The organism is Paenibacillus sp. FSL R10-2734 (assembly GCF_037963865.1).
Lineage (GTDB): Bacteria > Bacillota > Bacilli > Paenibacillales > Paenibacillaceae > Paenibacillus_AQ.
Window position 1 is genome coordinate 3,803,123 of sequence record NZ_CP150170.1, and the last position, 24,625, is coordinate 3,827,747.

At 41.9% G+C, this 24,625-nt stretch carries 28 protein-coding genes; 21 read left to right on the forward strand and 7 right to left on the reverse strand.

The features are described from left to right. Nucleotides 1–183: 183 nt before the first annotated feature. The 11 genes from NSS67_RS16565 to glnA all read left to right on the forward strand — a co-directional run bounded on the left by NSS67_RS16565 (nt 184) and on the right by glnA (nt 12,345). A complete protein-coding gene (locus NSS67_RS16565; protein ID WP_339314381.1) occupies nt 184–963 on the forward strand; it encodes a class I SAM-dependent methyltransferase in 780 nt (259 codons plus the stop codon). After that, nucleotides 953–1,933 carry a tRNA (adenosine(37)-N6)-dimethylallyltransferase MiaA gene (gene miaA, locus NSS67_RS16570; RefSeq protein ID WP_339314383.1) on the forward strand — a complete coding sequence of 327 codons (981 nt, stop codon included), beginning with the start codon at nt 953–955 and terminating at the stop codon, nt 1,931–1,933. Before NSS67_RS16565 ends, miaA begins: the two co-directional genes overlap by 11 nt. Nucleotides 1,934–1,952: 19 nt before the next feature. Then, a complete protein-coding gene (gene hfq / locus NSS67_RS16575; RefSeq protein WP_042128368.1) occupies nt 1,953–2,192 on the forward strand; it encodes an RNA chaperone Hfq in 240 nt (79 codons plus the stop codon). Between the two features lie 140 nt (nt 2,193–2,332). Continuing rightward, nucleotides 2,333–4,909, forward strand: a complete 2,577-nt coding sequence (locus NSS67_RS16580; RefSeq protein WP_339314385.1) for a PBP1A family penicillin-binding protein — start codon at nt 2,333–2,335, stop codon at nt 4,907–4,909. 588 nt (nt 4,910–5,497) lie between these two features. Further along, on the forward strand, nt 5,498–6,052 hold the full coding sequence (locus NSS67_RS16585; protein WP_339314387.1) for a DUF402 domain-containing protein: 555 nt from the start codon (nt 5,498–5,500) through the stop codon (nt 6,050–6,052). Between the two features lie 4 nt (nt 6,053–6,056). After that, a complete protein-coding gene (locus tag NSS67_RS16590; protein ID WP_339314389.1) occupies nt 6,057–6,713 on the forward strand; it encodes a YdcF family protein in 657 nt (218 codons plus the stop codon). A gap of 93 nt (nt 6,714–6,806) precedes the next feature. After that, complete coding sequence (locus NSS67_RS16595) at nt 6,807–7,772, forward strand: AAA family ATPase (protein WP_339314391.1); 966 nt, start codon at nt 6,807–6,809, stop codon at nt 7,770–7,772. Between the two features lie 40 nt (nt 7,773–7,812). Next, the gene (gene hflX, locus NSS67_RS16600) at nt 7,813–9,102 is read left to right on the forward strand and encodes a GTPase HflX (RefSeq protein WP_339314393.1); all 1,290 of its coding nucleotides are present in this window, start codon (nt 7,813–7,815) and stop codon (nt 9,100–9,102) included. A gap of 133 nt (nt 9,103–9,235) precedes the next feature. Further along, nucleotides 9,236–10,489, forward strand: a complete 1,254-nt coding sequence (locus NSS67_RS16605) for a methionine gamma-lyase family protein (protein ID WP_339314395.1) — start codon at nt 9,236–9,238, stop codon at nt 10,487–10,489. An 83-nt stretch (nt 10,490–10,572) separates the two neighbouring features. Continuing rightward, nucleotides 10,573–10,983, forward strand: a complete 411-nt coding sequence (locus NSS67_RS16610) for a MerR family transcriptional regulator (RefSeq protein WP_042128355.1) — start codon at nt 10,573–10,575, stop codon at nt 10,981–10,983. Nucleotides 10,984–11,016: 33 nt separating this feature from the next. Then, nucleotides 11,017–12,345 carry a type I glutamate--ammonia ligase gene (glnA, locus tag NSS67_RS16615; RefSeq protein WP_339314397.1) on the forward strand — a complete coding sequence of 443 codons (1,329 nt, stop codon included), beginning with the start codon at nt 11,017–11,019 and terminating at the stop codon, nt 12,343–12,345. A 114-nt stretch (nt 12,346–12,459) separates the two neighbouring features. Here glnA and NSS67_RS16620 read toward each other — a convergent pair whose 3' ends face one another. Continuing rightward, on the reverse strand, nt 12,460–12,948 hold the full coding sequence (locus tag NSS67_RS16620; protein WP_339314399.1) for a site-specific integrase: 489 nt from the start codon (nt 12,946–12,948) through the stop codon (nt 12,460–12,462). Then, nucleotides 12,930–13,148: an Arm DNA-binding domain-containing protein gene (locus NSS67_RS16625; protein ID WP_339314401.1), complete on the reverse strand. Its 219-nt coding sequence runs from the start codon at nt 13,146–13,148 to the stop codon at nt 12,930–12,932. Before NSS67_RS16625 ends, NSS67_RS16620 begins: the two co-directional genes overlap by 19 nt. Before the next feature lie 775 nt (nt 13,149–13,923). Between NSS67_RS16625 and NSS67_RS16630 the strand changes: the two genes are divergently transcribed. From NSS67_RS16630 to NSS67_RS16640, 3 genes are all read left to right on the forward strand, one after another. Then, entirely contained in the window at nt 13,924–14,178 is a 255-nt protein-coding gene (locus tag NSS67_RS16630) for a hypothetical protein (RefSeq protein WP_339314402.1), read from the forward strand. A gap of 33 nt (nt 14,179–14,211) precedes the next feature. Next, on the forward strand, nt 14,212–14,565 hold the full coding sequence (locus tag NSS67_RS16635) for a sigma factor-like helix-turn-helix DNA-binding protein (protein ID WP_339314403.1): 354 nt from the start codon (nt 14,212–14,214) through the stop codon (nt 14,563–14,565). 316 nt (nt 14,566–14,881) lie between these two features. Beyond that, nucleotides 14,882–15,433 (forward strand): RICIN domain-containing protein, encoded by a 552-nt coding sequence (locus NSS67_RS16640; protein ID WP_339314405.1) that lies wholly within the window; start codon nt 14,882–14,884, stop codon nt 15,431–15,433. A 1,257-nt stretch (nt 15,434–16,690) separates the two neighbouring features. On the opposite strand, the gene NSS67_RS16645 is transcribed toward NSS67_RS16640, so the two are convergent. Next, nucleotides 16,691–17,059 carry an IS3 family transposase gene (locus tag NSS67_RS16645; RefSeq protein WP_339314407.1) on the reverse strand — a complete coding sequence of 123 codons (369 nt, stop codon included), beginning with the start codon at nt 17,057–17,059 and terminating at the stop codon, nt 16,691–16,693. Nucleotides 17,060–17,523: 464 nt separating this feature from the next. On the opposite strand from NSS67_RS16645, the gene NSS67_RS16650 reads away from it, so the two are divergent. Together NSS67_RS16650 and NSS67_RS16655 are read left to right on the forward strand one after the other, a co-directional pair. Continuing rightward, complete coding sequence (locus NSS67_RS16650; protein ID WP_339314409.1) at nt 17,524–17,790, forward strand: hypothetical protein; 267 nt, start codon at nt 17,524–17,526, stop codon at nt 17,788–17,790. A 42-nt stretch (nt 17,791–17,832) separates the two neighbouring features. Continuing rightward, nucleotides 17,833–17,994, forward strand: coding sequence for a hypothetical protein (locus NSS67_RS16655; protein WP_339314411.1), 162 nt, complete (start codon nt 17,833–17,835; stop codon nt 17,992–17,994). A 674-nt stretch (nt 17,995–18,668) separates the two neighbouring features. On the opposite strand, the gene NSS67_RS16660 is transcribed toward NSS67_RS16655, so the two are convergent. After that, nucleotides 18,669–18,914 carry a hypothetical protein gene (locus tag NSS67_RS16660; protein ID WP_339314412.1) on the reverse strand — a complete coding sequence of 82 codons (246 nt, stop codon included), beginning with the start codon at nt 18,912–18,914 and terminating at the stop codon, nt 18,669–18,671. An 83-nt stretch (nt 18,915–18,997) separates the two neighbouring features. After that, nucleotides 18,998–19,153, reverse strand: coding sequence for a hypothetical protein (locus NSS67_RS16665; RefSeq protein ID WP_339314414.1), 156 nt, complete (start codon nt 19,151–19,153; stop codon nt 18,998–19,000). 87 nt (nt 19,154–19,240) lie between these two features. Here NSS67_RS16665 and NSS67_RS16670 point away from each other — a divergent pair, with 87 nt between their 5' ends. The 5 genes from NSS67_RS16670 to NSS67_RS16690 all read left to right on the forward strand — a co-directional run bounded on the left by NSS67_RS16670 (nt 19,241) and on the right by NSS67_RS16690 (nt 23,341). Continuing rightward, entirely contained in the window at nt 19,241–19,456 is a 216-nt protein-coding gene (locus NSS67_RS16670) for a helix-turn-helix transcriptional regulator (protein ID WP_339314416.1), read from the forward strand. A gap of 733 nt (nt 19,457–20,189) precedes the next feature. Beyond that, entirely contained in the window at nt 20,190–20,507 is a 318-nt protein-coding gene (locus NSS67_RS16675) for a transposase (protein ID WP_339314317.1), read from the forward strand. Between the two features lie 11 nt (nt 20,508–20,518). Continuing rightward, a complete protein-coding gene (locus tag NSS67_RS16680) occupies nt 20,519–21,382 on the forward strand; it encodes an IS3 family transposase (RefSeq protein ID WP_339320618.1) in 864 nt (287 codons plus the stop codon). Between the two features lie 679 nt (nt 21,383–22,061). Then, a complete protein-coding gene (locus tag NSS67_RS16685) occupies nt 22,062–22,562 on the forward strand; it encodes a cupin domain-containing protein (protein ID WP_339314418.1) in 501 nt (166 codons plus the stop codon). After that, entirely contained in the window at nt 22,535–23,341 is an 807-nt protein-coding gene (locus NSS67_RS16690; RefSeq protein ID WP_339314420.1) for an MBL fold metallo-hydrolase, read from the forward strand. Before NSS67_RS16685 ends, NSS67_RS16690 begins: the two co-directional genes overlap by 28 nt. Before the next feature lie 62 nt (nt 23,342–23,403). Here the strand turns inward: NSS67_RS16690 and NSS67_RS16695 are convergent, their stop codons facing one another. Together NSS67_RS16695 and NSS67_RS16700 are read right to left on the reverse strand one after the other, a co-directional pair. After that, entirely contained in the window at nt 23,404–23,982 is a 579-nt protein-coding gene (locus NSS67_RS16695) for a hypothetical protein (RefSeq protein WP_339314422.1), read from the reverse strand. 234 nt (nt 23,983–24,216) lie between these two features. Then, a complete protein-coding gene (locus NSS67_RS16700; RefSeq protein WP_339314424.1) occupies nt 24,217–24,597 on the reverse strand; it encodes a hypothetical protein in 381 nt (126 codons plus the stop codon). Nucleotides 24,598–24,625 lie beyond the last annotated feature (28 nt).

The window sequence follows — 24,625 nt, forward strand, 5'->3', positions numbered from 1 at the left end:
ACTTCCGGCCGCTGTTGTCCCCGGATTTCTTGATTATATACCGTGTTTCACGGTTGAAATCCGGGGACAAAGGCGGTCGCTATCGCTCCTACAGTTCCAAACTTCCCCTCCGTCACTTTTCCTTTTAGAATGTTTTTAAGATCAACTTATAAGAAATTTGTTGTAAGTATGACTGGAGGCAACATGATTATAACTACGGGTTATAGCCCGATAATGGAAATTGTAGAGCGAGCTCAGAGTCTTGCAGAGAGAACGGGCTGTAAGTACGCTCCACGTGAGAAATTCTCTATACCTAAGCTGGTGGAACACTACGGAGACGAGGATATTCTAATTCTTTCTCAAGAAGCCGTTCGTTTACACCGACTAGGGATGGAGCCTATGGAGTTTCACCCGAGCATGGGGTTTGTTCGCGCGAAACGAATTCTAAAGGGCGATATAGAGCCGATGCTTGTCGCAGCAAGAATGCTTCCCGGAGATAGTGTACTAGATTGCACAGCGGGGCTAGGCGCTGATTCCTTGCTGTTTGCTGTGCATGGTGGTGAGTCCTCTGAGGTTACCGCTCTGGAGAGCTCATTGCCGCTGTACGCGTTGCTCTACGAAGGGATGCGTCACTATACCTCTGGGCAAGTAAAGGTTAATGAGGCCTTGCGTAGAATTAATGTCGTGCATAGTGAACATTTGGACTACTTGCGTGCTCAACCGGATCGAAGTATAGATATTGTGTATTTTGATCCTATGTTCCGGGTGCCACTGACAGGTTCTGCTTCGATTTCCCCGCTACGGCAGTTTGCTAATCGTGCTGCATTATCGCTAGAGAGCGTAGCTGAGGCAGTGAGAGTTGCTCGTAAAAATGTTCTTTTGAAAGAGAAGGCTTTAAGTGGCGAATTCGAACGTCTTGGCTTTACCGAGCTGCTCCGGAGCAACTCCAAAACATCGTACGGGGTGATACACATTGACAACTAAAGAGAGACATAAGGTTCTAGTCCTATTAGGACCAACCGCCGTAGGTAAAACTAGGTTAAGCCTAGAGCTTGCAGCTGCATATAACGCAGAGATTATTTCTGGCGATTCGATGCAGGTTTATCGTGGTATGGATATTGGTACGGCTAAGATCACTCCAGCGGAAATGAAGGGAATTCCCCATCACCTAATTGATATTCATGATCCGAAGGATCCGTATTCTGCTGCTGAATTTCAGGAGCAAGGTCGCAGACTTATCGAAGAGATAAGCAGCCGTGGAAAACTTCCATTTATTGTTGGGGGGACGGGTCTATATATTGAGTCCTTATGCTACGGATTTCAATTCTCTGAAGCCGTTGCTGACGAAGCTTTCCGTAAAGAACAGGATCAATTTGCAGAAGAGCATGGAGCGCTTGCACTGCATGCCAGGCTTGAAGCGGTTGATCCAGACAGTGCGGCGAAATTGCATCCGAATGACCGTCGTAGAATTATTCGGGCACTGGAAATTCATCAGCAGACAAAGACCACACTTTCCGCTTCACATGCAGCTCAAACTAAGGAATCACCCTATGACTTATGTCTTATAGGTTTGACAATGGACCGGAAAATACTATATAAACGTATTGAGGACCGAATTGATAGCATGCTTGCGGATGGTCTTGTTGCTGAGGTAAAGGGACTGCTGGATAACGGTTACAGCAGAAGCCTTGTGTCCATGCAGGGGTTGGGCTACAAGGAAATTGCCGCTTACCTTGCGGGAGAACTGACGCTTGAGGAAGCTGTGATACTGCTCAAACGCGATACTCGCCGATTCGCCAAAAGACAGTTGTCATGGTTTCGCCACATGAAGGAAATCGAGTGGATCGATGTCGAAGGTGAGCAAAACTTTTCTGAGAATTTCTCAAAAATACGTGCTATAATAGCAGGAAAGTTTCTCTCAGGTCTTGAATATACTTCTGAACAATATAATTGAACCATTGGGGGTACGTCATATGAACAAGTCCATTAACATCCAAGATACATTCTTGAACCAACTACGCAAAGAAAATATCCCTGCTACAGTATATTTAACCAACGGTTTTCAAATCCGGGGAATTATTAAAGCATTCGACAATTTTACTATCGTTATTGATAGTGACGGGCGGCAGCAAATGGTGTATAAGCATGCGATTTCCACATTTACACCACAGCGCAGTGTATCACTCATGCAGGATAATAGTAACGAAGAATAACACTTAACAAATTTGAAGTGAAACCTTTCTTGTTTATAAATCGTTTGAATAGAGAGTGTGAGAGCAACCTGAGAAGGTTGTTCTTTTCATTCAAGGCAGACCATTTATGATTTATTCAAGGAAGGGAGTCAGGAGGCACCATGTCCAGAGACGATACATCAAGGACGAATAATAATAGAAATAGAGGATCGTCCAGTTCCAATTCTAATTCAAAACAAAAACCGAAAAGTAAGAAGAAAAAGAAGTTTTTAACTAAGAAGCGTGTGCTGTGGAGCTTGTTCTTTGCCACGGCGTTGGCCATTTTCTGTGCACTCGGCGGTTATTTGTTCATTATGCTGAATGGGCAAAAGCTTCTCCTTGAGAATCAAGACAAACTAACCGTTAATGAAACAACAAAGGTATATGACCGCAATGCTAATTTAATCGGCGAATTATCACTAGAGAAAAGCGATCCTGTAGAGTATGAGAAGATCCCACCGTTATTAATAAATGCTTTTGTAGCTACAGAAGATAAACGCTTTTTCGAACATAAGGGCGTGGATTTATGGTCTATTGGCCGGGCAGCGGTAAAAGATATTGCTGCACGCAGCATGGTAGAAGGTGGTAGTACCATAACTCAACAGCTAGCCAAAAATATCTTCTTAACACGGGATAAGACATTTTTCCGTAAAGCGACTGAGGTATCCATTGCTGTAGCGTTGGAGAACCAGAATACTAAAGAAGAGATCATTACCATGTACCTGAACCGAATAAACTTTGGGGGTACGGTCTACGGAATAAAAGCAGCATCGGAAAGATATTTTGGTAAGAGCGATCTGAATGATCTTAAGATTTGGGAAATGGCGACATTGGCTGCGATGCCTAAGGGGCCGTCTCGTTACAACCCCCTCCGTAATCCGGATCTTTCAAAGGAACGTCGAGCAGTTGTGCTTCAGCTCATGTATGAGCAAGGTTATATAACGGAGCAAGAGAGAAACGAAGCGCAAGCCGTGGATTATAATTATAAGCCGCCAGCAAAGAAACAGCGTTATCAAGCTTTCATTGATTTTGCAGTGGATGAAGCAGAAGAGAAATTTGGATTGTCCGAAGATGATCTGAATATTGGCGGTTATAAGATTTACACGACGATGGATAAACATGCTCAAGAAACCGTAGAGGATGCTTTTGCAGACAGTGATAATTTCGAGAAAAGTGTAGACGACGAATTGGTACAAGGTTCAATGACCATCGTGAATCAGGAGAATGGCGGCATTGTTGCACTCCTTGGTGGACGGAATTATGAGAGAAAAGGCTACAGTCGTGTAACTGGCAGCCGGCGATCTCCGGGTTCAGCCATTAAACCAATCATTACTTATGCTCCGGCGCTGGAAACGGGTAAGTACTCCATGAATTCTGTCCTTAACAATGAAAAGCAGTGTTTCGGGAACTATTGCCCAACCAATCTTCACGGGTATTCAAAAGGTATCAGTATGAGTGATGCTATACAGAAATCGGAGAATATCCCTGCGGTCTGGCTGCTTAATGAAATTGGAGTGAATACCGGATTTAAATTCGCCAAGAAATTGGGGATTGGTCTGGAAGATGAGGATAAAAACCTCTCGCTGGCTCTCGGCGGTATGAGCAAAGGAACGAACACATTGGAAATGGCGCAAGCCTATAGTGCTTTTGCAAATGGCGGTGAACTACGAGAAGCTTATTCCATTAAATCGATTACGGATAGTAGTGGAGAGACCGTCTTCAAAGCTAATACAACGCCTGAACGTGTTATGAGTAAGGAGACGGCTTATCAACTGACAGAGATGATGCAGAAGGTTGTAGAGAGCGGAACAGGTAAAAAAGCTAGGATTGACCGACCTGTAGCCGGTAAGACCGGTACGACTCAAAGTGGATATTCTGGAATCAGCTCGAACCGTGATGTTTGGTTTGTGGGATATACACCAGAATGGACAGCAGCAGTCTGGATGGGTTATGACAAGCCAAGCAAGACGCATCTGCTTAAGAGAAGTAGTTCGCTTGCTGCAGCTTTCTGGGGTAAAGTGATGGAGGAAGCATTAAAGGATGTTCCTAAGAAATCCTTCCCTCAGATAGACAATGTCATAGCGCCTGAACCTACAGAAACAACTGAACCAACTCAGAACGTTAGTGGACTTACAGCAGCTTATGATCCATCTACGATGACAGTAAATCTCAGCTGGCAGGCAGTCCCTGTTGCAGGAGTAGAATATCGTATTTATCGTAGAGAGTCATCCGAGGCTGATTTTGGCTTATTGCTAAATACGGTCACGACTAGTGCAGGGGACTTTAGTGCACTGCCTGGTCTGGTTTACGAGTATTATGTTACTTCTTATGATCCTGCAACCCAATTGGAAAGTGAACCATCGAATGTGGTTACTGTCTCAGTGCAGGATGAAATGCCAACACCTGAGCCAACCATTGATCCAAATCTTCCAACACCAACACCTGAGAATGGTGGAGACAATGGCGGAGATAATGGCAATGGTGGTAATAATGGTGGTGGCAACGATGGAGGCGGAAATAACGGAGGAACAGGTACCTTGCCTGAGTTTACTACTCCTCCACCGTCAGCAACTCCGATTCCTACTACACCACCAGAGGAACCTTCTGGAGGCGGAAATCCAGGGAATGAGAGTGGTGATGTGACCACTAGCCCTGATCAACAGGCTGGCAATGTGAATGGTGATTCGTCTGTTCAATAGTGATGTTTCAGAATATATGAAGTAAGCTTTTCTTTACCTGAAGCTGCCTCAACTGTAGTGAATGCTACTTTTGAGGCAGCTTCTTTTTTTACGTAAATATAAGGAGCGATCAAGGGTAAAAGCAGCACGGTGTAGCTCAAAGATACTGAAGGTTGACTAACCAGTAACGATTACCGACGAATAAACCTGCGAAAGTACATTTTTTAATGATACTAGGAGGGCGAAAATGATAATTCCTGCGAATCTGCAGTTATTCTTACATCAAATGAAGTCTCCGAGCTATATGTGAGAATATACCTGTACATTTGCAGTTTTAGGATTTAATGAAGAGATTATCTGCTCGAAAAACTGTACTCATGCAGGATTTCATTAGTCCAGCGAAAGGTACGGCTGAATAAGAGAGAATAACATTTTCATAGCGGGATGTGAGCCGATGGCTCATGAAAGTTTTTTGAGAGTAATTAGTGGTGATTCCCCTGATTATAGCCGATGATTGCTTAAAATGATTTGCTGTATTTTGCGGGATGTTTTGAGTGTATCCGCTAAATGTGTTAAGCTGAAGACACCATACTGGAGAGGGTAATTTCTATGAAACGTAAATTCGGAGACCGGGCCAACTGGCGCCGGATTACGCGTCGCCATTTTGCCTGCCGCTATGTGGAGAGCCGGGAATTCAGCGGATTTATTACGCTTTATACCATCTACGGGCTGAAAGAACCACTGTGGAAGAGCTATGGACGGCATACATATCGTATTGCGGATAAAGGTTATTCTTGGCTGCAATATTTTCCAAAAGACAGTCACTATATTGTGACGGCTATGTTCGACGAACGGCAAAATATTATTCAATGGTACATAGACACCTGCAAGGTGCAAGGCGTCACAGACCAAGGCGTTCCATGGTTTGATGATTTGTATCTGGATGTGGTTGTGCTTTGGAACGGCGAGGTTTTCTTGCTTGATGAGGATGAATTGGAGGAAGCGCTGGAGAGGGAAGATATCTCAGAAAGTGACTATAAACTCGCTTGGGAGACGGCCAATACTATTTTACGCGGCATTGATGCTCATGCTTTCCCTTATTTCTCACTATCATTGAAGCATCGTGCCGAATTATTTCATCATGGAGAATTCAGGAGGAAATAAAGAAATGGAATGGTACGTCTACGGAAGAGGTTCTTCCCCGATTCGGATTGTTTCCAAAAAACGCAGATTCTGGACGAAACGAACGTTGCTTATTGCTTTATCGATTATTGTGATTGCTGGATTGTTGTGGTGTGCTCATGCGTTAAACAATATTAATAAAGCTGCCACGACGGATCCTATGCAAAAGGGGGATGCTGGGATTATTCTTGGCATGTCGATGTGGGGGGACGAACCTAGCCCTGGACTTAAGGAACGGCTGGATTATGGGCTGAAGCTTTATCAGGAAGGGATGTTTCCACATTTTATTGTTTCTGGTGGTTTGGATAAACCTGATTTACAATATACCGAAGCTCAAGGAATGCGTAATTATTTGGTTGCTAAAGGAGTGCCAGATAGCGCCATTTACGTAGAGAATGAAGCTACCAGCACTTACGAGAATCTTTTGTATAGTAAAGAGATTATGGCACGTGAGGGTTTGTCTTCAGCAATAATCATTACGCATACTTATCATGGGTGGCGGGCTCATGAAATTGCTGACGAGCTTGGATATGTGAATCCTGAGCTGGGACTTACAGAATCCACCGTACTTTCGATGACAAGACATAAAACACGTGAGATTCTAGCCTATACAAAATGGAAGCTTCAGCAGCTATTCCTGTGATTTGTCCAAAAAATCCCGAATCTTCTAATAACACTTCATTTACTGGAATAGACTTGATTAGAGAAGTCAGCCCTGGATAATGAGGTGATACCGATGAGCGGACGCGTAGCAGCGGCCAGTGGACGGGAGGAAGAAAGACCGTCTCGACAAATCAATATTGTATTGCGGAGTCAAGAGCCTCCGGCTATAACTAACCCTTCTGGAGAGAGTCGGCCAGTAGCTGCAAAAAATCACGGCCACACTAGCCTATTCCAAGAGTTAACGCAAGAATTGGAAGGTTTAGTGGGTCTGGACAATATCAAAGAGCTAGTCTTTGAAATCTACGCCTTGTTACAGATTGCTCAAATGCGAACTGAGGCAGGACTAGCAAGCGGTGGGCAAGCTTATCACATGGTTTTTAAAGGGAATCCCGGAACTGGGAAGACAACCGTGGCTAGAATCGTAGCTAAGCTGTTCCAGCGTATGGGTGTACTGACCAAAGGACATCTCATTGAAGTGGAGAGAGCCGACCTTGTCGGAGAATACATCGGTCATACTGCACAGAAGACTCGCGATCTGGTGAAAAAAGCTTTGGGCGGTATTTTGTTTATCGATGAGGCCTATAGCCTTGCTCGCGGTGGAGAAAAGGATTTTGGAAAAGAAGCGATTGATACGCTCGTCAAAGCCATGGAAGATCATCGCAGTCAATTTATACTTATCTTAGCGGGGTACTCTGGAGAGATGGAGTATTTTTTGATGAGTAATCCCGGATTGCCTTCACGGTTTCCAATACAGGTGGAATTTCCTGATTATACGATCGATCAACTCCTGCAAATCGCTGAATTGATGGCAAAAGATCGTGACTATATTTTGATGCCACAGGCGATACTCAAGTTAAAGCAGCATTTGTTAGTAGAGAAGACGGAGAGTCTTCATGCTTTCAGTAATGCGCGGTATGTTCGCAACGCGATTGAGAAAGCTGTTCGTGGGCAGGCTGTAAGACTGTTAAACCAGTATGAAAGTACCAGCCCAGGCAAGCAGGAATTAATGACGCTGCGAACTGAGGATTTCAAATTATGATTTACAGGATACTATCACCGTCATAAGGAGCATGACATACATGGCAATAACTACGCATGATACGGAAACAGATGTACAAGATCGAGCGATATTGGTAAGTCTCGTCACAGATAAAATTAAAAGAACCGGAATTGATCCGGAGCTTTCACTACAGGAATTAGTGCAATTAGCCGAAACGGCTGGTGTTGAAGTTCTGGATGTGCTGCGTCAGAATAAGGAAACGCCTGATGTTAGATGGTTTATTGGTAAAGGTAAAGTAGAAGAGCTACGGATGGCTGCAGATGCTCTTGGGGCTAATACAGCAATATTTGATCAGGAATTGTCCGGAGCGCAAGTACGGAACCTTGAAGAGGCTCTGGATCTAAAGATTATTGACCGGACGCAGCTTATTCTGGATATTTTTGCGGGGCGTGCGAAGACGCGAGAAGGGATTATTCAGGTAGAGCTGGCACAATTGTCTTATCTGTTACCTCGGCTTTCCGGCCAAGGGAAGAACTTATCCAGACTTGGTGGAGGAATTGGTACCAGAGGTCCGGGTGAAAGTAAACTGGAAACCGATCGCCGACATATTCGTGATCGAATTACGGAGCTGAAACGCCAGCTGGATGAGGTTGTTAAGACTCGTGAGCTACATCGGGAGCGTCGCCGCAAGGCGGGAGCGGTGCAAGTCGCACTTGTTGGGTATACGAATGCAGGTAAATCAACGCTGCTTAAGCAACTAACGGATGCGGATGTCTATATTGAAAACCAGTTGTTTGCTACATTGGATCCTACTTCACGTGTACTTGAGCTAGCAGGTGGTAAAGAGGTTGTGCTTACGGATACTGTAGGCTTCATTCAGAATCTTCCGCATGATCTTGTCGCATCATTCCGTGCAACGCTGGAGGAAGTGAATGAGGCCAATTTGGTGTTACATGTGGTGGATGCCTCTTCACCAATGCGTGAGGAGCAGATGGAGGTTGTCCATTCCATCTTGCAGGATCTAGGTGCAGCTGGTACACCGCAAATCGTACTTTTTAATAAAATTGATCTATGTCAGCCTGAGCAGCTGGAAATGTTGCCAACGGGTAAAGGATATTTGAAGATCAGTGCATTTAACCCTGAGGATTTAACTCGAATTACCGAAATTATCGCCGATGAATTGGCTGGCGACACTCTCAACTTCCGCATTCCCGGAGACAGAGGCGACATTTCTTCCTTGCTCTATAGGGTAGGAGAGGTTCTTGAAACGACTTACGATGAGAACGATGTGCTCTATAACGTTCGTCTTAATAAAGAGGATTATGACAAATGGAGTTACAAGCTTGCTGAATTTGTGGACCAGCAGTAATTTTGTCAGCCATCCCTAAAGTGGAAATGCTTTGTGTATAGGTATAAAATAATAGCTAATCTAGAAAGCGTCAGGTAACTGCCGCTTTCTGTCATTATGATGGCAAGTAAATGTAAGGAGCGAATAAGAACGAATGGTAGTTTTTGCAGAGGATATTTTGAGCGCGGCAGAGGCCGCAGAAGTTGAAATAGAAGGCGCTGTCAAAGCCCTTGATCGTATTGTAGACAAGAATCAGTGGAAGGTTATAGAAGCGTTTCAGCGTCATCAGGTCAGTGATTTTCACTTTGCCGGCTCAACAGGGTATGCGTATAATGATCGTGGCCGTGAAGTGCTGGATCTTGTCTATGCTGACGTATTTGGTGCGGAATCAGCTCTGGTGCGACCGCATTTTGCTTCAGGAACACATACTATATCAACAGCCCTCTTTGGTGTATTACGTCCAGGAGATGAGTTGCTATACATCACAGGACGTCCGTACGATACCTTACATAAGGTGATTGGTCACGCAGGGGATGGGACTGGCTCTCTCGCAGATTTCGGAATTACTTACCGAGAGGTTGCTCTTACAGTAGATGGCAAGATCGATTGGGATGAGGTAGCTCTCGCCATTAATGAAAATACTAAAGTGATTGGAATCCAGAGGTCACGAGGATATGATTGGCGTGCTTCTTTCACAGTAGCTGAAATTGGTGAGATGACTTCGAGGGTAAAAGTGTTGAAACCGGAAGTGATTGTCTTCGTAGACAATTGTTATGGTGAGTTTACCGAAGAACTTGAGCCTCCACAGGTTGGTGTGGATCTAGTAGCAGGATCGTTAATTAAGAATCCAGGTGGGGGTATTGCTGAGACGGGTGGTTATATCTGTGGCCGACAGGATCTTGTGGAATTGGCAGCTTATCGATTAACCGCTCCTGGTATAGGTGGTGAAGTAGGGGCTATGTTAGGAACAACTCGTGGGCTTTACCAAGGGTTGTTTATGGCTCCTCACACTGTAGGACAAGCTTTAAAAGGGAGCATCTTTGCTGCATCCGTATTTCAGCGTTGCGGTTTTGAGACAAAGCCAGCGTGGAACGAGCCCCGTACAGATTTGATTCAGGCGGTTTCCTTTGATGGGCCAGAACATTTAATTGCCTTTGTTCAGGGCATACAACGCGCTGCGGCTGTTGATAGCCATGTAGTTCCAGAGCCATGGGATATGCCTGGATATGAACATCCTGTTATTATGGCGGCAGGTACGTTTATACAAGGTGGTAGCTTAGAGTTATCTGCAGATGCGCCTATACGAGCTCCCTATATTGGCTATATGCAAGGTGGTTTAACCTATTCACATGTTAAATATGGCGTTTTAATGGCACTTCAAAGTATGCGTGAGAGAAAATTGCTGTAAGAATATCTCACACACCATTGACACGCTGTATTAGGAAATGTACAATGAGATCAGAAAAAGATCATTGGAAGGTTGGATGAGTCATGGGTGATGAAATCCGCAGAAATATGGCACTATTTCCTATTGGAATTGTAATGAAGCTGACTGATTTGTCCGCAAGACAAATTCGTTATTATGAGCAGCACAGTCTGATCGTACCAGCACGTACGTCAGGGAATCAGCGTTTGTTCTCTTTTAATGATGTTGAGCGCCTATTAGAAATTAAAGCTCTGATTGAGAAGGGTGTTAATATTGCTGGCATTAAGCAAGTGATGAATCCTGTCTCTAAGGAATCCGAGGAAGCTACTGTGATTACCCCTGATACAGAGGTTAGACGTAGAGAGTTATCCGATTCCCAGCTTCACCGAATGCTGAAGCAAGAACTAGTTTCCGGTAAAAGACCGGGACAAGTGTCTCTGATTCAAGGTGAGTTATCCCGGTTTTTTAATAAATAATAATATATAGAAGTTCGAAAGGGAGAGGATCACATGAGCTTTTCTAAAGAGGATATTTTACGCATTGCCAAGGAAGAGAATGTTCGTTTTATTCGTCTGCAATTTACGGATCTATTAGGTACTATCAAGAATGTAGAGATTCCAGTTAGTCAATTGGAAAAAGCACTTGATAACAAAATGATGTTTGATGGTTCTTCCATCGAAGGTTACGTACGGATTGAAGAATCTGATATGTATCTCTTCCCTGACCTTGATACATGGGTAATCTTCCCTTGGGTGACAGATAGCCGTGTAGCTCGTCTGATCTGTGACGTTTACATGCCAGATGGTACACCTTTTGCTGGAGACCCACGTGGTATCCTCAAACGTTGTCTGAAGGAAGCAGAAGAAATGGGCTTCACAGCTATGAACGTTGGACCAGAACCTGAATTCTTCCTATTCAAGACAGACGAAAGAGGCAATCCTACTACTGAATTGAATGACCAAGGTGGATATTTCGACTTAGCGCCAACGGATCTAGGGGAAAACTGCCGTCGCGAAATCGTATTGACCCTTGAAGAAATGGGCTTTGAAGTCGAAGCTTCCCACCATGAAGTAGCTTCCGGCCAGCATGAGATTGACTTTAAATATGCTGACGCGATTACTGCTGCTGACCAAATTCAAACCTTCAAGCTCGTTGTGAAGACGGTAGCCCGTCAACATGGCCTGCATGCAACTTTTATGCCTAAACCATTGTTCGGTATCAACGGATCTGGTATGCACGCTCACCAATCCTTGTTTAAAGGCAAAGAGAATATGTTCTATGACGAAAGCGACAAGCTGGGTCTGAGCAAAACTGCACGTTACTACATGGCTGGTATTTTGAAGCACGCTCGTGCTTTTGCAGCGATTACTAACCCAACTGTGAACTCATACAAACGTCTTGTTCCTGGTTATGAAGCACCTTGCTACGTAGCTTGGTCTGCAAGTAACCGTAGCCCAATGATTCGTATCCCGGCTTCAAGAGGCCTTAGCACACGTGTTGAAGTTCGTAACCCGGACCCAGCAGCTAACCCATACCTCGCACTTGCTGTTATGTTGAAAGCAGGGCTAGACGGTATTAAGCGTAAGCTTGATCTTCCAGCTCCAATTGACCGTAACATCTATGTGATGTCTGAGGAAGAGCGTATTGAAGAAGGCATTCCAAGCTTGCCATCCGATTTGAAAGAAGCACTTAGCGAAATGATCCGCAGCCATGTTATTACCGAAGCTCTCGGTGAACATGCTCTGGCTCACTTCTACGAGCTGAAAGAAATCGAATGGGACATCTACCGTACACAAGTTCACGAGTGGGAAAGAGCGCAATACATGACTCTTTACTAGAATCTTCAAACCCTTGACACCTATGGTGTTGAGGGTTTTTTTGTGTTTGGGCAAGGTTAGGAGGTTATGTGGAGGTTTATGAGCGCCCCCGTAATGCCCTCTAAAAATGTAGTTTCATTCGAGGATACTTTTATGTGTGTATATGTCCGCTGTGATTCTCATACTACCGTGACCTAAACGTTCTTGTACGTACTTCATATCGTTACTAGCCTCAAGTAAATGGACAGCATGAGTGTGACGAAGAGAATGGATCGGCATTGCCGGGTGACCAATACGTTTCAAAATTCGCGAAAAAGAATTGAATAGAGAAGATTTCGGCATGAAATTATCACCATCTCTACAACGTACTAGATTTAAGTTATGCTTGTATAATTCATTCCAAGCTAATTTGTTCTGGTTCTGATGTTTAAAATGTTGTTTCAAATCTTGAATAAGAGATGTGCTTATTTGTATTGTTCGTTCTGAATTAAAAGTCTTTGTATCCCCGAAAAGTTCCTCATCGCTATCAGCGGAAAAATCCAGTGTTTTGTTAATGGTTAATATTGTTCTGGCTGAATAAGCGTGTTCTTTCGAATTGTCCCCACCTAATATTCCTGAAGCCATTCATTCAAAAACGACAATAACGGTAGATCGCTTTGCTCGAATCCTTCTGCTAGTTTGCTCTCAAAAGCAACTGCAGCTATTTGCGCTTCTTTTTTTGTTTCAAAACCTCGTGGAGACTTTTCTTTAATCTTTTGGGTAATTGGGTCTCTATACTTTAATCGAAATTCCCATCCTGTTGGATGTTTCTTGAAATTTGCCATTTGTACCTCTCTGTTAGAACGTGCGTTCTATTTTTGTATATGTTAAACCGCTTTGCAGCGGTGAGAGCGCAAATACTTAATTAAAAGCACCTTTATAATAAATAACCATTTCTTTAGGGAATTCTATTCTGCTAAAGTACGAAGAAATTGATTCTCCTTGTTCTATGGTACCTGTGACCTAATTCGTGGCACATATCAAGCGCTGCCATTCATGACTTAGTTGATTGTTAATTACGTACTTCTGACGAAATTTGGTATAAAAAACCCCTTTCGTTGATTCGCCAAGATCCTCAAAATTATTTTAACGGTCAGCTGCTGCTCTAGAAGAGTCACAACAACAGATAAAGGACATTGATGAACACCAGGCAGTCGAACAGTGTAGGGGCATTGCACTGATAGAGGCAAAGCAGACCATAGCCCGGCAACGGGAGGCGCTGGAATCAAGTCGTAAAGTTATGGAGGATGCGCTATCCGTAGGAGAGGCACGTTACAAGGATTTTGATACGCAGTTATGCCCATGGCGGATTTATCGGATGGAGTGAAAAGCATAGATGCAGCCCTAGGAAATAAGGAAGGGAGCGATAAGGCATGAAAAATTGACCACGGAACAAAAAGAAGCATTTTACCGAAAGAGAAAGATAGAACGGCCGAATTTCAAAGAATTGGCAACCAAACTAAATTGTACCCGGGTAGAGTTGGTCAGTGCTCAAATGGGAAATAACTTACCTTACGATGTGTATGTGGCTGTAAGGGACTGGATCGGGGAGGGTAATTCATGACACATGTACAGATGACAAACCAGCAGCTTAACCGGGCGCTGGCGGAGTTGATGGGGTACACAGTCACCGACTTTAGTTATGGAGATGATCCTGATAATTACGACTATTTAATGGTTGTAGATGAGGTTGGAGAGCAGTGTGGTGAAGCTAGATTAAGCGAAGAAGAGGCCTGGGACGAAGTACCAAACTATTCCGTTTCTGTCAGCTTAGAGGTAGAGGTAAAGGCACTGGATCTGAACACGGCAGCTTAGGCGCGAAGCGAGCGTATAGGAAGGCTGATGCTGATGAAAAAAAGTTATCTCAGGATGAAATCAGATTGTGAGTTTGTGATAGAGTGGCTGTCTACAGGACGTAGACCAGGTAATAAACGCGGGATAGAAAGGCGAGCAGTATATCAGCGTGAGATACTAATGGACCCTATTCGAATACAATCATTTATCCAACAAAGTAATGCTGGGAGTCCAAGTAATTTATCAGAGTGGCAAAGATTTCAGATTGAAGATGCATTATCAACATTGAGTCCTCGTGAAAAGGAATGTTATGTATTAGCTTTTGGCAATTGCTACTCACGTAGTCAAATTGCTCATCTTCTTGGAATGAAAAAGGAGAGTGTTAACGAGTATATCGCCCGAGGGTAGATGAAAGTTGGAAAATTAATTCAAAATAGTTTGTTTTTATGTGATTAAATATACATCTCTTTTATATGTAAACGATGTATATTTAAGGAATAAATTACCTATAATTGAAATCGTTTCTTGTAGATCTATTTCTATGAACATCATTGCGAGCGCTCGCCTTCAAACGATAGAAATAGAACCCCATCTTGAGATTTGATGAAATGGGTATTAATTACTTTTTATCAAAGGAGGCGACAGTCTAATCGTCTATAATGGCAGTTTGATTGGGAGAATTTGAAATCTGACTAAATGAAAATTAAAGGAGTGGACTTATCTTATGAAACGGTTACTCAATAGGAAATGGTTGATAGCGATTCTGGTACTTGTATTTATTGGATCCGCAGCACCTGCTGTATTTACTCAGACGACGCATGCTGCTGGAACGACCCCTAATGTCATTATAAATGTAAATAGCAATAAAACATTGGGAGTCAGTGGATGGGATAAACAAGCGGATGGGGCGCTTATCATACAATGGAACTTTAATTGGAATTCCATTGTTAATGATCAAAAATGGTATTTTGAAGATCTAGGAGACGGCTATTATCACATCAGAAACGTAGAAAGCGGAGATTTACTGGAAGTCAGCGAATCGTCTACATCCAATGGTGCTAATGTGATTCAATGGCCAGATAATGGCGGATGGAACCAACAGTGGAAAGTTGTTCCAACCAATAAAGATAGAGGTGACTCGTCATATATTATCAACCGAGGTAGTGGCAAGTATTTGGATATCTCGGGACAATCGACATCCGACGGAGGACAGGCTATCCAGTGGGATTATAATGGCGGCGCCAATCAGCGCTGGTTCATTCCGCCTGCATCGTAACACATATGAAGCTAATGCCACTCCGTTTCTACACATAGAAACGGAGTGTTTTTTTAGATAGAGAAATTCAAGTTGACACATAATTGCAATCACTAGCGTTGCCATAGATCTGGACGCTCTAATTGCGTTTTGCTTGCTCGAGCTGGTGAAGCTGGACACGAAGGTAAAACATAGCTTTTTGCAGCTCACTCGCTGGCTAACGAAGCACGTTTACGAAAAAATGCCCCCTCAATCGCGGAGTCGATTGGCCGTTCTGCGATTGAGGGGGCATCGTATTTAAATCGTTAATTTGAGCTTACAACAATGCGATCAAGACTTCGCGCCTACTTCGAGCATGTTGAGCACGCCTTGATCGAAAGGCTCTGGCGAAGGAATCCAACGAGGCATATCCATATCTCAGCAATCAAATCTATAACAAAGAAATCAATAAAAACAATGAGATTTTTAATTATCTTGAAAGTTGTCACCCGATAGCCACCTATATATAGGAGGAACCTATAAACGGTTCGATTCTTATAAAATAGGCGTGTGAAAACTGACCGATACTTTTGTAAGTGGTATGCAATAAACGCAAACAATGGGATGAAGATGAGTCATGCACCAGCCGATGAGCTCAGGGTTAATTGAGCTCATCAATTTATTTTTTAAAATTAATTGTCATCCTTACCATTTCCTTTCGTTTGAATTAATGTAAATGTAAGGAGAAAACACTAGATACCCCTTAATTTTTGTTCTTATTTACATATAAATTCAAACGAAAGGGAGATGAAATTAGTCGTATAGATATGATCGTCAACACCTAAATGGACAACAGAAAGCGATAGCTGCAAAAAGAGACAAAAATGATGAAGAGTTACCGAAACAATCGAAGAAAGAGGTTTGTGAAACATTCGGAGGTGAAGGACAAGTTTATAACGACGAATGGGATAGAGCATGGTTTAAATTTGATATGGTCTATCCGTCTCACGATTTGGTTAATGCAAAGATGGCGGATAGTGGGATTTCGAAGTACGTTGATTGTCCTGATTGTTCCCACAATTAAAGAAGTGAAGTCGCCAAAAGGCGGCTTTTTTATATTTAATATAAACTCATAATCTAAACCCTAAAAGCTGCAGAGGTGACGGTGAAGTAAGGTACATGGGTTGAGTTGAAATGGAAAGTGAAATGCTCCCTGTCAAGTAGACAGTGTAAAAAACAGTTAGATTACTGCCCTCAGTTCAAGTGAATAGAACTGGGGGGGGATTTTCTTTATCGCCGTTAAGCAGCTTGTCTAAACTCGTTAGGAGACAAACCATTCAAACGCTCCGTATAGCGGTAATTGTTGTAGTAACGGATATATTTTCTCACGTCTTTGAGGAGGTCATCATAGGTATCATATTTCGTCAGGTAATAGCTTTCTGCCTTCAATGTATCCCAAAATCGTTCTATGGGCTGGTTATCTAGGCAACGACTTACACGAGACATACTCTTAGTGAAACCACGCTTAACTTGAAGTCGCTTATACTCATGAGAGGTATATTGAAGCCCTCTGTCACTATGGAGCAGTGGGGTCACTCCTCGGTTCCTCCTATACGCTTTCTGCACCGTATCCATAACGAGTTTATTATTGTTGGAGTGGCTCATCATTACAATTAATTATTCTATGCATTTGATAATAGGGGAGTGATCGGATGGTGACTAGGGTTAATATGTACCTTAAAGAAGTGAAAATATGTTTTGAAGATGATGACTATGAGTTGATTAAATTCGAAGATATAATATCTGCAGAAGTATAGATTTTGTGCTTGTGCTGAAATCATTGAGCTAGGTTTTTGTACACACGTCCAAACCAGCCTCAATCATGATCATGACAAGTAGTGGGAACATCATAGAGCTCGGGATGATGTCTCGCGAGCAGGTGAGAGTTGAAGGATCACTTATTAACTCTTGAATAAAGCAACGGAGGGAATGGTTATTAAAATTTATGTAGTGGTTGATTTAATGGGGGAGTATTGGCGTTAGCGGGTGAATACAATAGAATTTTAGAAACACGGCAAAGTGTTGAACTGTACATTAAAGGGATCAATTAGTTTATCCGGCATCAGCCATAGATGTTTGATCGCAATTTATTGGAAGTGGGCAATATTTCAGGAGGGATTGGAGAAAGTATGAAGAAAAAAGACTGGATTTTAGTAATTTTAGTAGTCTCTCTTTTTGGGAATGTTGCATTATTTATAGATCATAAACGTGTCAGCAGAAATGAAGAATTGAAATATGAATTATTGAATGCTTACATTCAACGAGATCTAGCTCAACTTGAAGCAACAATACAGTATCAACAAGATAATAATTGGAAAAATGAAACTCTTGTTACATAGAAACTAGATTATGCCATCGATTCAATTATCTGACACAGTGGAATGGAAAGAGATAAGGATAAGGAAGATATCCTTATGAAAATGTACGATTACATCCATTTAGGTCAAAGGCTGCGTTCTAACGGATGTAAGACTGGCGTAGGATATGATACAAGCTGGGATTCTTTTGCGTCAAAAGTAAACGAGTTCGTTGGAGAGTCTTAGAAGTCAATATATGCATCGCTTTTTCTATAGGAGGGATGTTTTATTGTGGAATTACAATAAAATCTAAAAGCATTGTTTCTTCTATCGTACGGCATATAATTCTCAATACAGTTATGGTTTTAAATGGATTCATTTTAAAATAGAAACCGGGAAAAAGTCCCGAATTCTGGGATCTTTTTATATAAAAACAATAATAAATTTTAACAGAGCCTTCTAGCAATAAAGTGATCTTAGAATGTGTTAAGCTCATTGAGCTCCCATGAAAATAGAATCAGCTCAAAACCTGAAAAAGAGCATAATAAAGAAGACCCATAATAACACTTATAAAAAAAGGCTGAGCCTTATGTTTTCTTTATTAAAGTTAGATAGAGCGAAAATAACAAACTTCCTTCCTCAACCAATAAAGAATAGGCTGGTGTAAAAACCAGAGGAGGATTAATCTCCCATGAGTGCTTCCCAAAAGGGAAGGGGCTCTAAGGACCATAGTTGATCGACCTTCCTCTCCCAGCCATTGTAGCAGTATGGATAGATTCGTCGATCCGTTTTCATCATCTGTGGTGCGGCGATTGCGCTGCATGTATGGCTAACGGAGAACGATAGCTTTATAAAGACTCCTAACCGATACGATTTTAAAAATGTGCCTCATCAGTGATTATACTGACGAGGCATTTTAATTAGATAATTTCTATATCAAATTCAGCCCATCCTAGTGGCAGTGATTCGAAGTCGACTTCTTCGAGGGCTTCTGGTTCAATAATTACTAGTAGAGGTTCATGTATGTCAATCAATGTACCTGTACGTTCGCTGATTCCAATAAAAGTACCAATCGCAACAACGGTTCCGCGCCTTTCACCAAATCTGCTATTGTGATTCTCACAGATACATACGGACTGCCCCGGCATTAATTCTTCCCATCTCATAATTTTTGGGTTACTCCCAGTTCGTTAATAGTTCTCCGGAACATTCCAAAGTATGCAACCCAATCTTTTGAGTAATGGAACTGTCATTGTATCGTAAGCATCAGTCGCGTCTCCGGGAACCTATTTTCGTTTGCCGCGCGGGCGCCTTTTTTCTTGGTTCCTTTTTTCTTGTCCTTTAGCAATAGATAAGCTGTGAAACATTGTATTGTTGCTGTTAGGAGTTGTACCCAATTCTTCATCCATTCTCTCCTTTCGGGAAGGATTACTTTCACTTCCTGTATTTTTTTATTATTATAGATACATGAAGTAGTAGGAAGGTGAATATAATGCCGTTTTCGTACAAGCCCTTATGGGTGCTATTAGCGAATAATGAAATGAAGAAGCAGGATTTAAGGGAGGCACTTGGTCTTGGTCCGTCCACTATAGCGAAGATGGGTAAGGGAGAGAATATCTCTTTAGAAGTGCTGGACAAACTTTGTAGCCATTTCGGAGTACAACCAAATGATATTATTGAGCATGTAGAAGAGTCGTCACAGGGATAACCTTGACGGCTCTTTTGTTGACGGAAGATTTTTGTGTTATCTGTAATCAACCCTACGATAGTATGTAGAATACTTAAGCCCTGCTAACCATGATGGTAGCAGGACTTAAGTTTTATATCTCGAATTCTCCCCATATAACTGTTTCGGAAATTAATTTCTTCATTAATTTAAGGTATTTGCACCCTTTACTACCTTTAACTTAGCGCTGAATCTAAACCGCACACAAGTTCACGAGTGGGAAAGAGCACAATACATGACTCTTTACTAGAACTGTTAAACCCTTGACACCTTTGGTGTTGAGGGTTTTTTTTGTGGGCAAGTCGGTATTTTGAGCATTCCATTAATGATGTGCCCACAAAATGCCCACAAATAGTTGAAGGTAAAAGATGAAGCGTTACATATGAGATTCGAATTCTGCGGATTAAATCTGTCAGGTTGATATGATACGTGGGAGTTATAAGGAGTGGAAATAGAGTTCTGGAATGGTAACATTGTGGTTTTGATACTGATATTCTAAAGAAGCCGACGTATGCAGCCGCTATCGGACTCAGTAGACTTTATTCGCAGCTTTCTCTTCTTTTTGGCATGTTATCGGACCCCAAAGCCGTTATTGGCCTAAAAAACACCCGAAATGAGCCTCTATCGAAGGAATAACGTCACTGGTGGAGTTAGAATTAAAAGTGGACACCAGTTAACAGACTGACCGATAATGAGTCCACGGAGGTGTGTTCACATGGGAGAACATCGACAACGGTATAACGAAGAATTCAAGAAACAGACGGTGCAATTCATTCAAGATCAAACGAAGACGGTAGGTGACTTGGCCGAAGAGCTCAACATCCCTAAAAGTACTCTTCATCAATGGATGAGCCAATACCGAGAACTGAAGAATGAACCGGTAGCCAGCAGGGATCGAGTACGAGAACTTGAGGCGCAGTTGAAAGAAATGAGTCGCCAACTTCAAGAAAAAGATAATAAGATCGCTGATGTGGAAGAAGAATTAGCGATCGTAAAAAAAGCAGTGCACATCTTCAGCAAACCAAGGAACTAAGATTCCAGTTTATTGAAAAGCATCGCTCCGAGTTCCACTTGGAGAAGATGTGCATGTCTCTACAGGTGTCAAGGAGCGGATACTACAAGTGGCGGTTAGAAAAAACCAATACACAAAAGCTTCGTAGGACTGCCATAATGAAGCGAATTCAGTATCATTTTGCGGATCATCATAAGCGGTATGGGAGTCCGAAGATCACCGTCCTGTTACATCAAGAAGGCTACACCATTACCGAGCGTACTGTAAGCGTGTATATGCGACAAATGAAGCTTCGTTCCGTTGTGTGTAAAACGTATCGCGTGCAAACTACCGACTCCAATCATGACCACCCGATCGCTCCGAACACTTTAAACCAACAATTTAAGATCCTTAAACCCAACAAAGTATGGGTCACGGATATTACCTATATTCCTTGCCGAGGTGGACGCTTGTATCTAGCCAGTGTAATGGATCTTTGTACGCGTGAAATTGTAGGGTGGCGTCTGGAGAACCATATGGAAACTAGCCTGGTTTTGGGTGCCTTGCAAGATGCTTACGCAGCCAAACGACCCAAAAAGGGCCTATTGCATCACTCCGACCGAGGTTCTCAATATACTTCTCATGAATACGCTAAGCAATTGAAGGAATACGGCATGGAATCCAGCATGAGCCGCAGAGGCAACTGTTACGATAACGCCTGTATCGAGTCATGGCACAGCATTTTGAAGAAGGAACTTATCTATTGCAATCCACGCTTCAAAACCAAGGAGCAAGCCTACCAGGCGCTTTTTCAATACATTGAGTTTTACTATAACCGCAAGCGAATGCATGGTGCGCTGGGGTATCTTTCCCCCGTTCGTTTTGCTGAGCAATTTACTGGAAAATCTGTTTCGTGACTGTCCACTTTCTTGACAGAGGTCCATGGAGTCCGAAACTCTACGCAAAAGTCGTTTATTTGGCAAATAACATCATCTGGGACCGATACTCTTAAAGGATGGTGATAACTCGGTAGATCGGGGTTCCGAACTGACTTAACTGTATGAAAACACTAGAATGATTATGCAGCAAGAGGAGGTAGTTTCATACTATGACTAAGCTTTTTTAAGCCAAATCTAACTCGAAAAATGGGACTGTCACAACTGCCCAAGGAACTAAAGAGTCCACAAAAGCAATTCAATACCAATCACCACAAAAAATAGCATCTGGGCTGATGCCTATGATTAGAAAAAAATCCATTATATAGGGAATGATGCTAAAATATCTTATATAGTCAACTAATCCTTTCCGGAAAGGGAGCAATTATATGAATACTTTCATATATATAGGACTGGCTTTTTTCGTAATTTCTGGTATATGTGTTGGAGGATTTACGACGAGTCCGCAACAAAGAGGAATTTTTATTCAGAATCCAAAGATGACCGTAAAATTAAAAACAAAGTCGCGAATTGGTCTGCTTTAGGAGACATTATTTCGTTAGCAGTAGCAGGCATAATATATTTATTGTGACCCTCATTTACATAAAGTACCAAAAAGATTATATTGAATGCATTACTTATCGGATGAGGGGTGTTGAATTTGGCGAAGATTTTTAATGAGAACACAGTTACCTTTAAACAAAAGCAGTCCCCCATACCTGAGTTTGCTTGGCATACAAGTGAGAGATTAGCTGAAATGGTTAATTCAAAACATCTAGTCTTCGACATAAGATCTTTAGATCCAGATAAATATTCCTTTCCTTATCATTTTCATAGAAACGCTGAAGAGATATTTGTGATTTTAACTGGAAAAGCGATGTTAAGGACGCCCGGGGGTTTTACAGAGGTTACTGAAGGTGATGTGATATTTTTTGAAATGGGACCGGAAGGTGCTCATCAGCTTTATAATCATACGGAAGTGCCTTGCAAGTATCTTGATCTCCGAACGAATCAGGGCATAGATGTTTGCGAATATCCAGACTCAGGAAAAATCAACATTTTACCCTATCAAGAAATATATCAAGCGGATGAACAGGCGGATTATTATGTAGGAGAAGAACAGATTCGGGAGAAATGGAACGGAATGGAGGATCGTACTTGATACAAGATCGATGGTTCACAGTTATAAATATTGATCCGACAACTTATGCGATAAGTGAATATGGGCATTGGGAAAGGGTGCATTCTTTTTTACTATTAGGGAAAGAAAAAGCTGTGTTAATTGATACGGGATTAGGTATTGATAATATAAAAAGAATAACGGATGAGTTAACGGATTTACCTATCGCTGTCATCACTACGCATGTGCATGCTGATCATATTGGCAGTCATGGACAGTTTGAAACGATCTATGTTCATAAAGAGGATGAGGATTGGTTAATTAACGGAATACAAGGCTTGTCCCTTACCCAGATAAGAAGAGATATGAGCAGAGATATTACCCTTCCTATTCCTGAAACCTTTGATCCTTATACTTATACACCTTTTCAGGGCGAACCTACGGCTCTTTTGGAAGAGGGGGATGTACTCGACATAGGAGAACGTGAATTAGAAATTTACCATACACCGGGTCATTCGCCAGGCCATATCAGCATTTTTGATCATGCTAACGGATATCTGTTTACAGGGGATTTATTGTATGACGTTACACCTATCTATGCTTTTTACCCTTCGACTAGTCCGGTTGATTTAGTGGCTTCATTAGAAAAGATTACGGAAATTCCAAATGTGACTCGAATATTCGGCTCCCATAATACGTTAGGTCTGGATCCAGCTATTTTGCAAGAGGTTAAGAAGGCAGTTCGTGAATTGCGTGAACAGAATCTTGTCGCTCATGGTACAGGTATTCATCAGTTTAACGGGTTTAGTGTGCAGTTTTAAAAATTATATCGGGTATTGGGTAATTAAACGAGGTGGATGATCATCCCGAAAGTAATTCTGATTTATTCGGATACAATCGACCTGAAAAAAGCATGCAATTGTTGGACTTGGGAGTAAGCTTCTTTGTACTGAGTGTCGGATTGTTGTATAGGTAACGAACCTGGCAAAAAGGAAATAGAATACACAGGCGTTTCATTACTGTTCATATATATTTTAAGTGTAAGTTCCTGAATAACACTAGTCTCATCGTCAGCGCTCTTAAGCACATTAATATCCGCACTTGAAGCAGTTGATTTGCTGTTTTGTTGTCTCTTGGATACTTTGGAAAGGGTTAGAGCGTTTACAACAATCTCTGATCCCATAACATTATCGAAGGAGTATAACTTTGCTACAGCTTTTTTGCTTATCTTGGGATTGCTGGTGCCTATAGCTATTTTCTTATAAGATTCGTTAAGAGCGATCATGTGAGTTTGATTAGGGGGGATGAATGTTTTGGTGAATATGATGTTAAAAGATGAGGTTGCGCTTAATAGCTTAGACAGTGCTGAAGAAGTAGATAGCTTTTTCAATTCTAGAATACCGGCACTTAGAATTAAGACTACTCCTATAATAGCAAATATGTAGATCAAGATAATCAGCATGTAATCACGCCTCCTAGTTATCTCCTCAAAGCAAGATGTATTACTTAATGAAAGATATGCATGAATTATCTCTACTAGTATCTGTTAAAAGCGTAAATCGTGGAAATATAGGAATGACTACATTGTAAGCAAAAAGAAGCACCCAGAAATCTGCCTATTTTGCAAATTGAGCGCAAAAATTTGGGCAGTTGCCTGAGTGCTTTGTGGAATACTTATAAAGTAACTATGTAAAAACTATAAGAAATTGAAAGCCGTGATCTGATCGGTATATACAATTAGCTGTTTGTATTCGATTGGAGATTCGTAATTAGCATAGGGTCTTACAATAACCTCGTTAAGAACTATAAAGTTATAAACGAAATTTTTATCGGGATGTTCTGATCCTAGATAGGATTTGTATTCGTCGACAATGACATCATCCATCAAAGATTTTAAGTCAAATACATCCTCTTTGTTGGAGTCAGCAGGGGAGACAATACCTTGAATGCTGCCAAATGAGGTGAGCAGATTTACCTTTTTTCCACTAGCTTGATCGTTATTTAACAATAAACCGGAGAGTTTACCCAGTGCATCGACTTTAAAATCGATGAGGGTTCTAATTTTTGAGTTGTTCAAAACTAAACACTTCCTTTCAATTTGAAAT

Bases quoted from the DNA above. Each gene is read 5' to 3' on its own strand.
- NSS67_RS16565 (WP_339314381.1), top strand. From the start codon at position 184: ATGATTATAACTACGGGTTATAGCCCGATAATGGAAATTGTAGAGCGA.
- hfq (WP_042128368.1), top strand. From the start codon at position 1,953: ATGAACAAGTCCATTAACATCCAAGATACATTCTTGAACCAACTACGC.
- NSS67_RS16580 (WP_339314385.1), top strand. From the start codon at position 2,333: ATGTCCAGAGACGATACATCAAGGACGAATAATAATAGAAATAGAGGA.
- NSS67_RS16585 (WP_339314387.1), top strand. From the start codon at position 5,498: ATGAAACGTAAATTCGGAGACCGGGCCAACTGGCGCCGGATTACGCGT.
- NSS67_RS16590 (WP_339314389.1), top strand. From the start codon at position 6,057: ATGGAATGGTACGTCTACGGAAGAGGTTCTTCCCCGATTCGGATTGTT.
- NSS67_RS16595 (WP_339314391.1), top strand. From the start codon at position 6,807: ATGAGCGGACGCGTAGCAGCGGCCAGTGGACGGGAGGAAGAAAGACCG.
- hflX (WP_339314393.1), top strand. From the start codon at position 7,813: ATGGCAATAACTACGCATGATACGGAAACAGATGTACAAGATCGAGCG.
- NSS67_RS16605 (WP_339314395.1), top strand. From the start codon at position 9,236: ATGGTAGTTTTTGCAGAGGATATTTTGAGCGCGGCAGAGGCCGCAGAA.
- NSS67_RS16610 (WP_042128355.1), top strand. From the start codon at position 10,573: ATGGGTGATGAAATCCGCAGAAATATGGCACTATTTCCTATTGGAATT.
- glnA (WP_339314397.1), top strand. From the start codon at position 11,017: ATGAGCTTTTCTAAAGAGGATATTTTACGCATTGCCAAGGAAGAGAAT.
- NSS67_RS16620 (WP_339314399.1), bottom strand. From the start codon at position 12,948: ATGGCTTCAGGAATATTAGGTGGGGACAATTCGAAAGAACACGCTTAT.
- NSS67_RS16625 (WP_339314401.1), bottom strand. From the start codon at position 13,148: ATGGCAAATTTCAAGAAACATCCAACAGGATGGGAATTTCGATTAAAG.
- NSS67_RS16630 (WP_339314402.1), top strand. From the start codon at position 13,924: ATGACACATGTACAGATGACAAACCAGCAGCTTAACCGGGCGCTGGCG.
- NSS67_RS16635 (WP_339314403.1), top strand. From the start codon at position 14,212: ATGAAAAAAAGTTATCTCAGGATGAAATCAGATTGTGAGTTTGTGATA.
- NSS67_RS16640 (WP_339314405.1), top strand. From the start codon at position 14,882: ATGAAACGGTTACTCAATAGGAAATGGTTGATAGCGATTCTGGTACTT.
- NSS67_RS16645 (WP_339314407.1), bottom strand. From the start codon at position 17,059: ATGATGAGCCACTCCAACAATAATAAACTCGTTATGGATACGGTGCAG.
- NSS67_RS16650 (WP_339314409.1), top strand. From the start codon at position 17,524: ATGTTTGATCGCAATTTATTGGAAGTGGGCAATATTTCAGGAGGGATT.
- NSS67_RS16655 (WP_339314411.1), top strand. From the start codon at position 17,833: ATGGAAAGAGATAAGGATAAGGAAGATATCCTTATGAAAATGTACGAT.
- NSS67_RS16660 (WP_339314412.1), bottom strand. From the start codon at position 18,914: ATGAGATGGGAAGAATTAATGCCGGGGCAGTCCGTATGTATCTGTGAG.
- NSS67_RS16665 (WP_339314414.1), bottom strand. From the start codon at position 19,153: ATGAAGAATTGGGTACAACTCCTAACAGCAACAATACAATGTTTCACA.
- NSS67_RS16670 (WP_339314416.1), top strand. From the start codon at position 19,241: ATGCCGTTTTCGTACAAGCCCTTATGGGTGCTATTAGCGAATAATGAA.
- NSS67_RS16675 (WP_339314317.1), top strand. From the start codon at position 20,190: ATGGGAGAACATCGACAACGGTATAACGAAGAATTCAAGAAACAGACG.
- NSS67_RS16690 (WP_339314420.1), top strand. From the start codon at position 22,535: ATGGAACGGAATGGAGGATCGTACTTGATACAAGATCGATGGTTCACA.
- NSS67_RS16695 (WP_339314422.1), bottom strand. From the start codon at position 23,982: ATGCTGATTATCTTGATCTACATATTTGCTATTATAGGAGTAGTCTTA.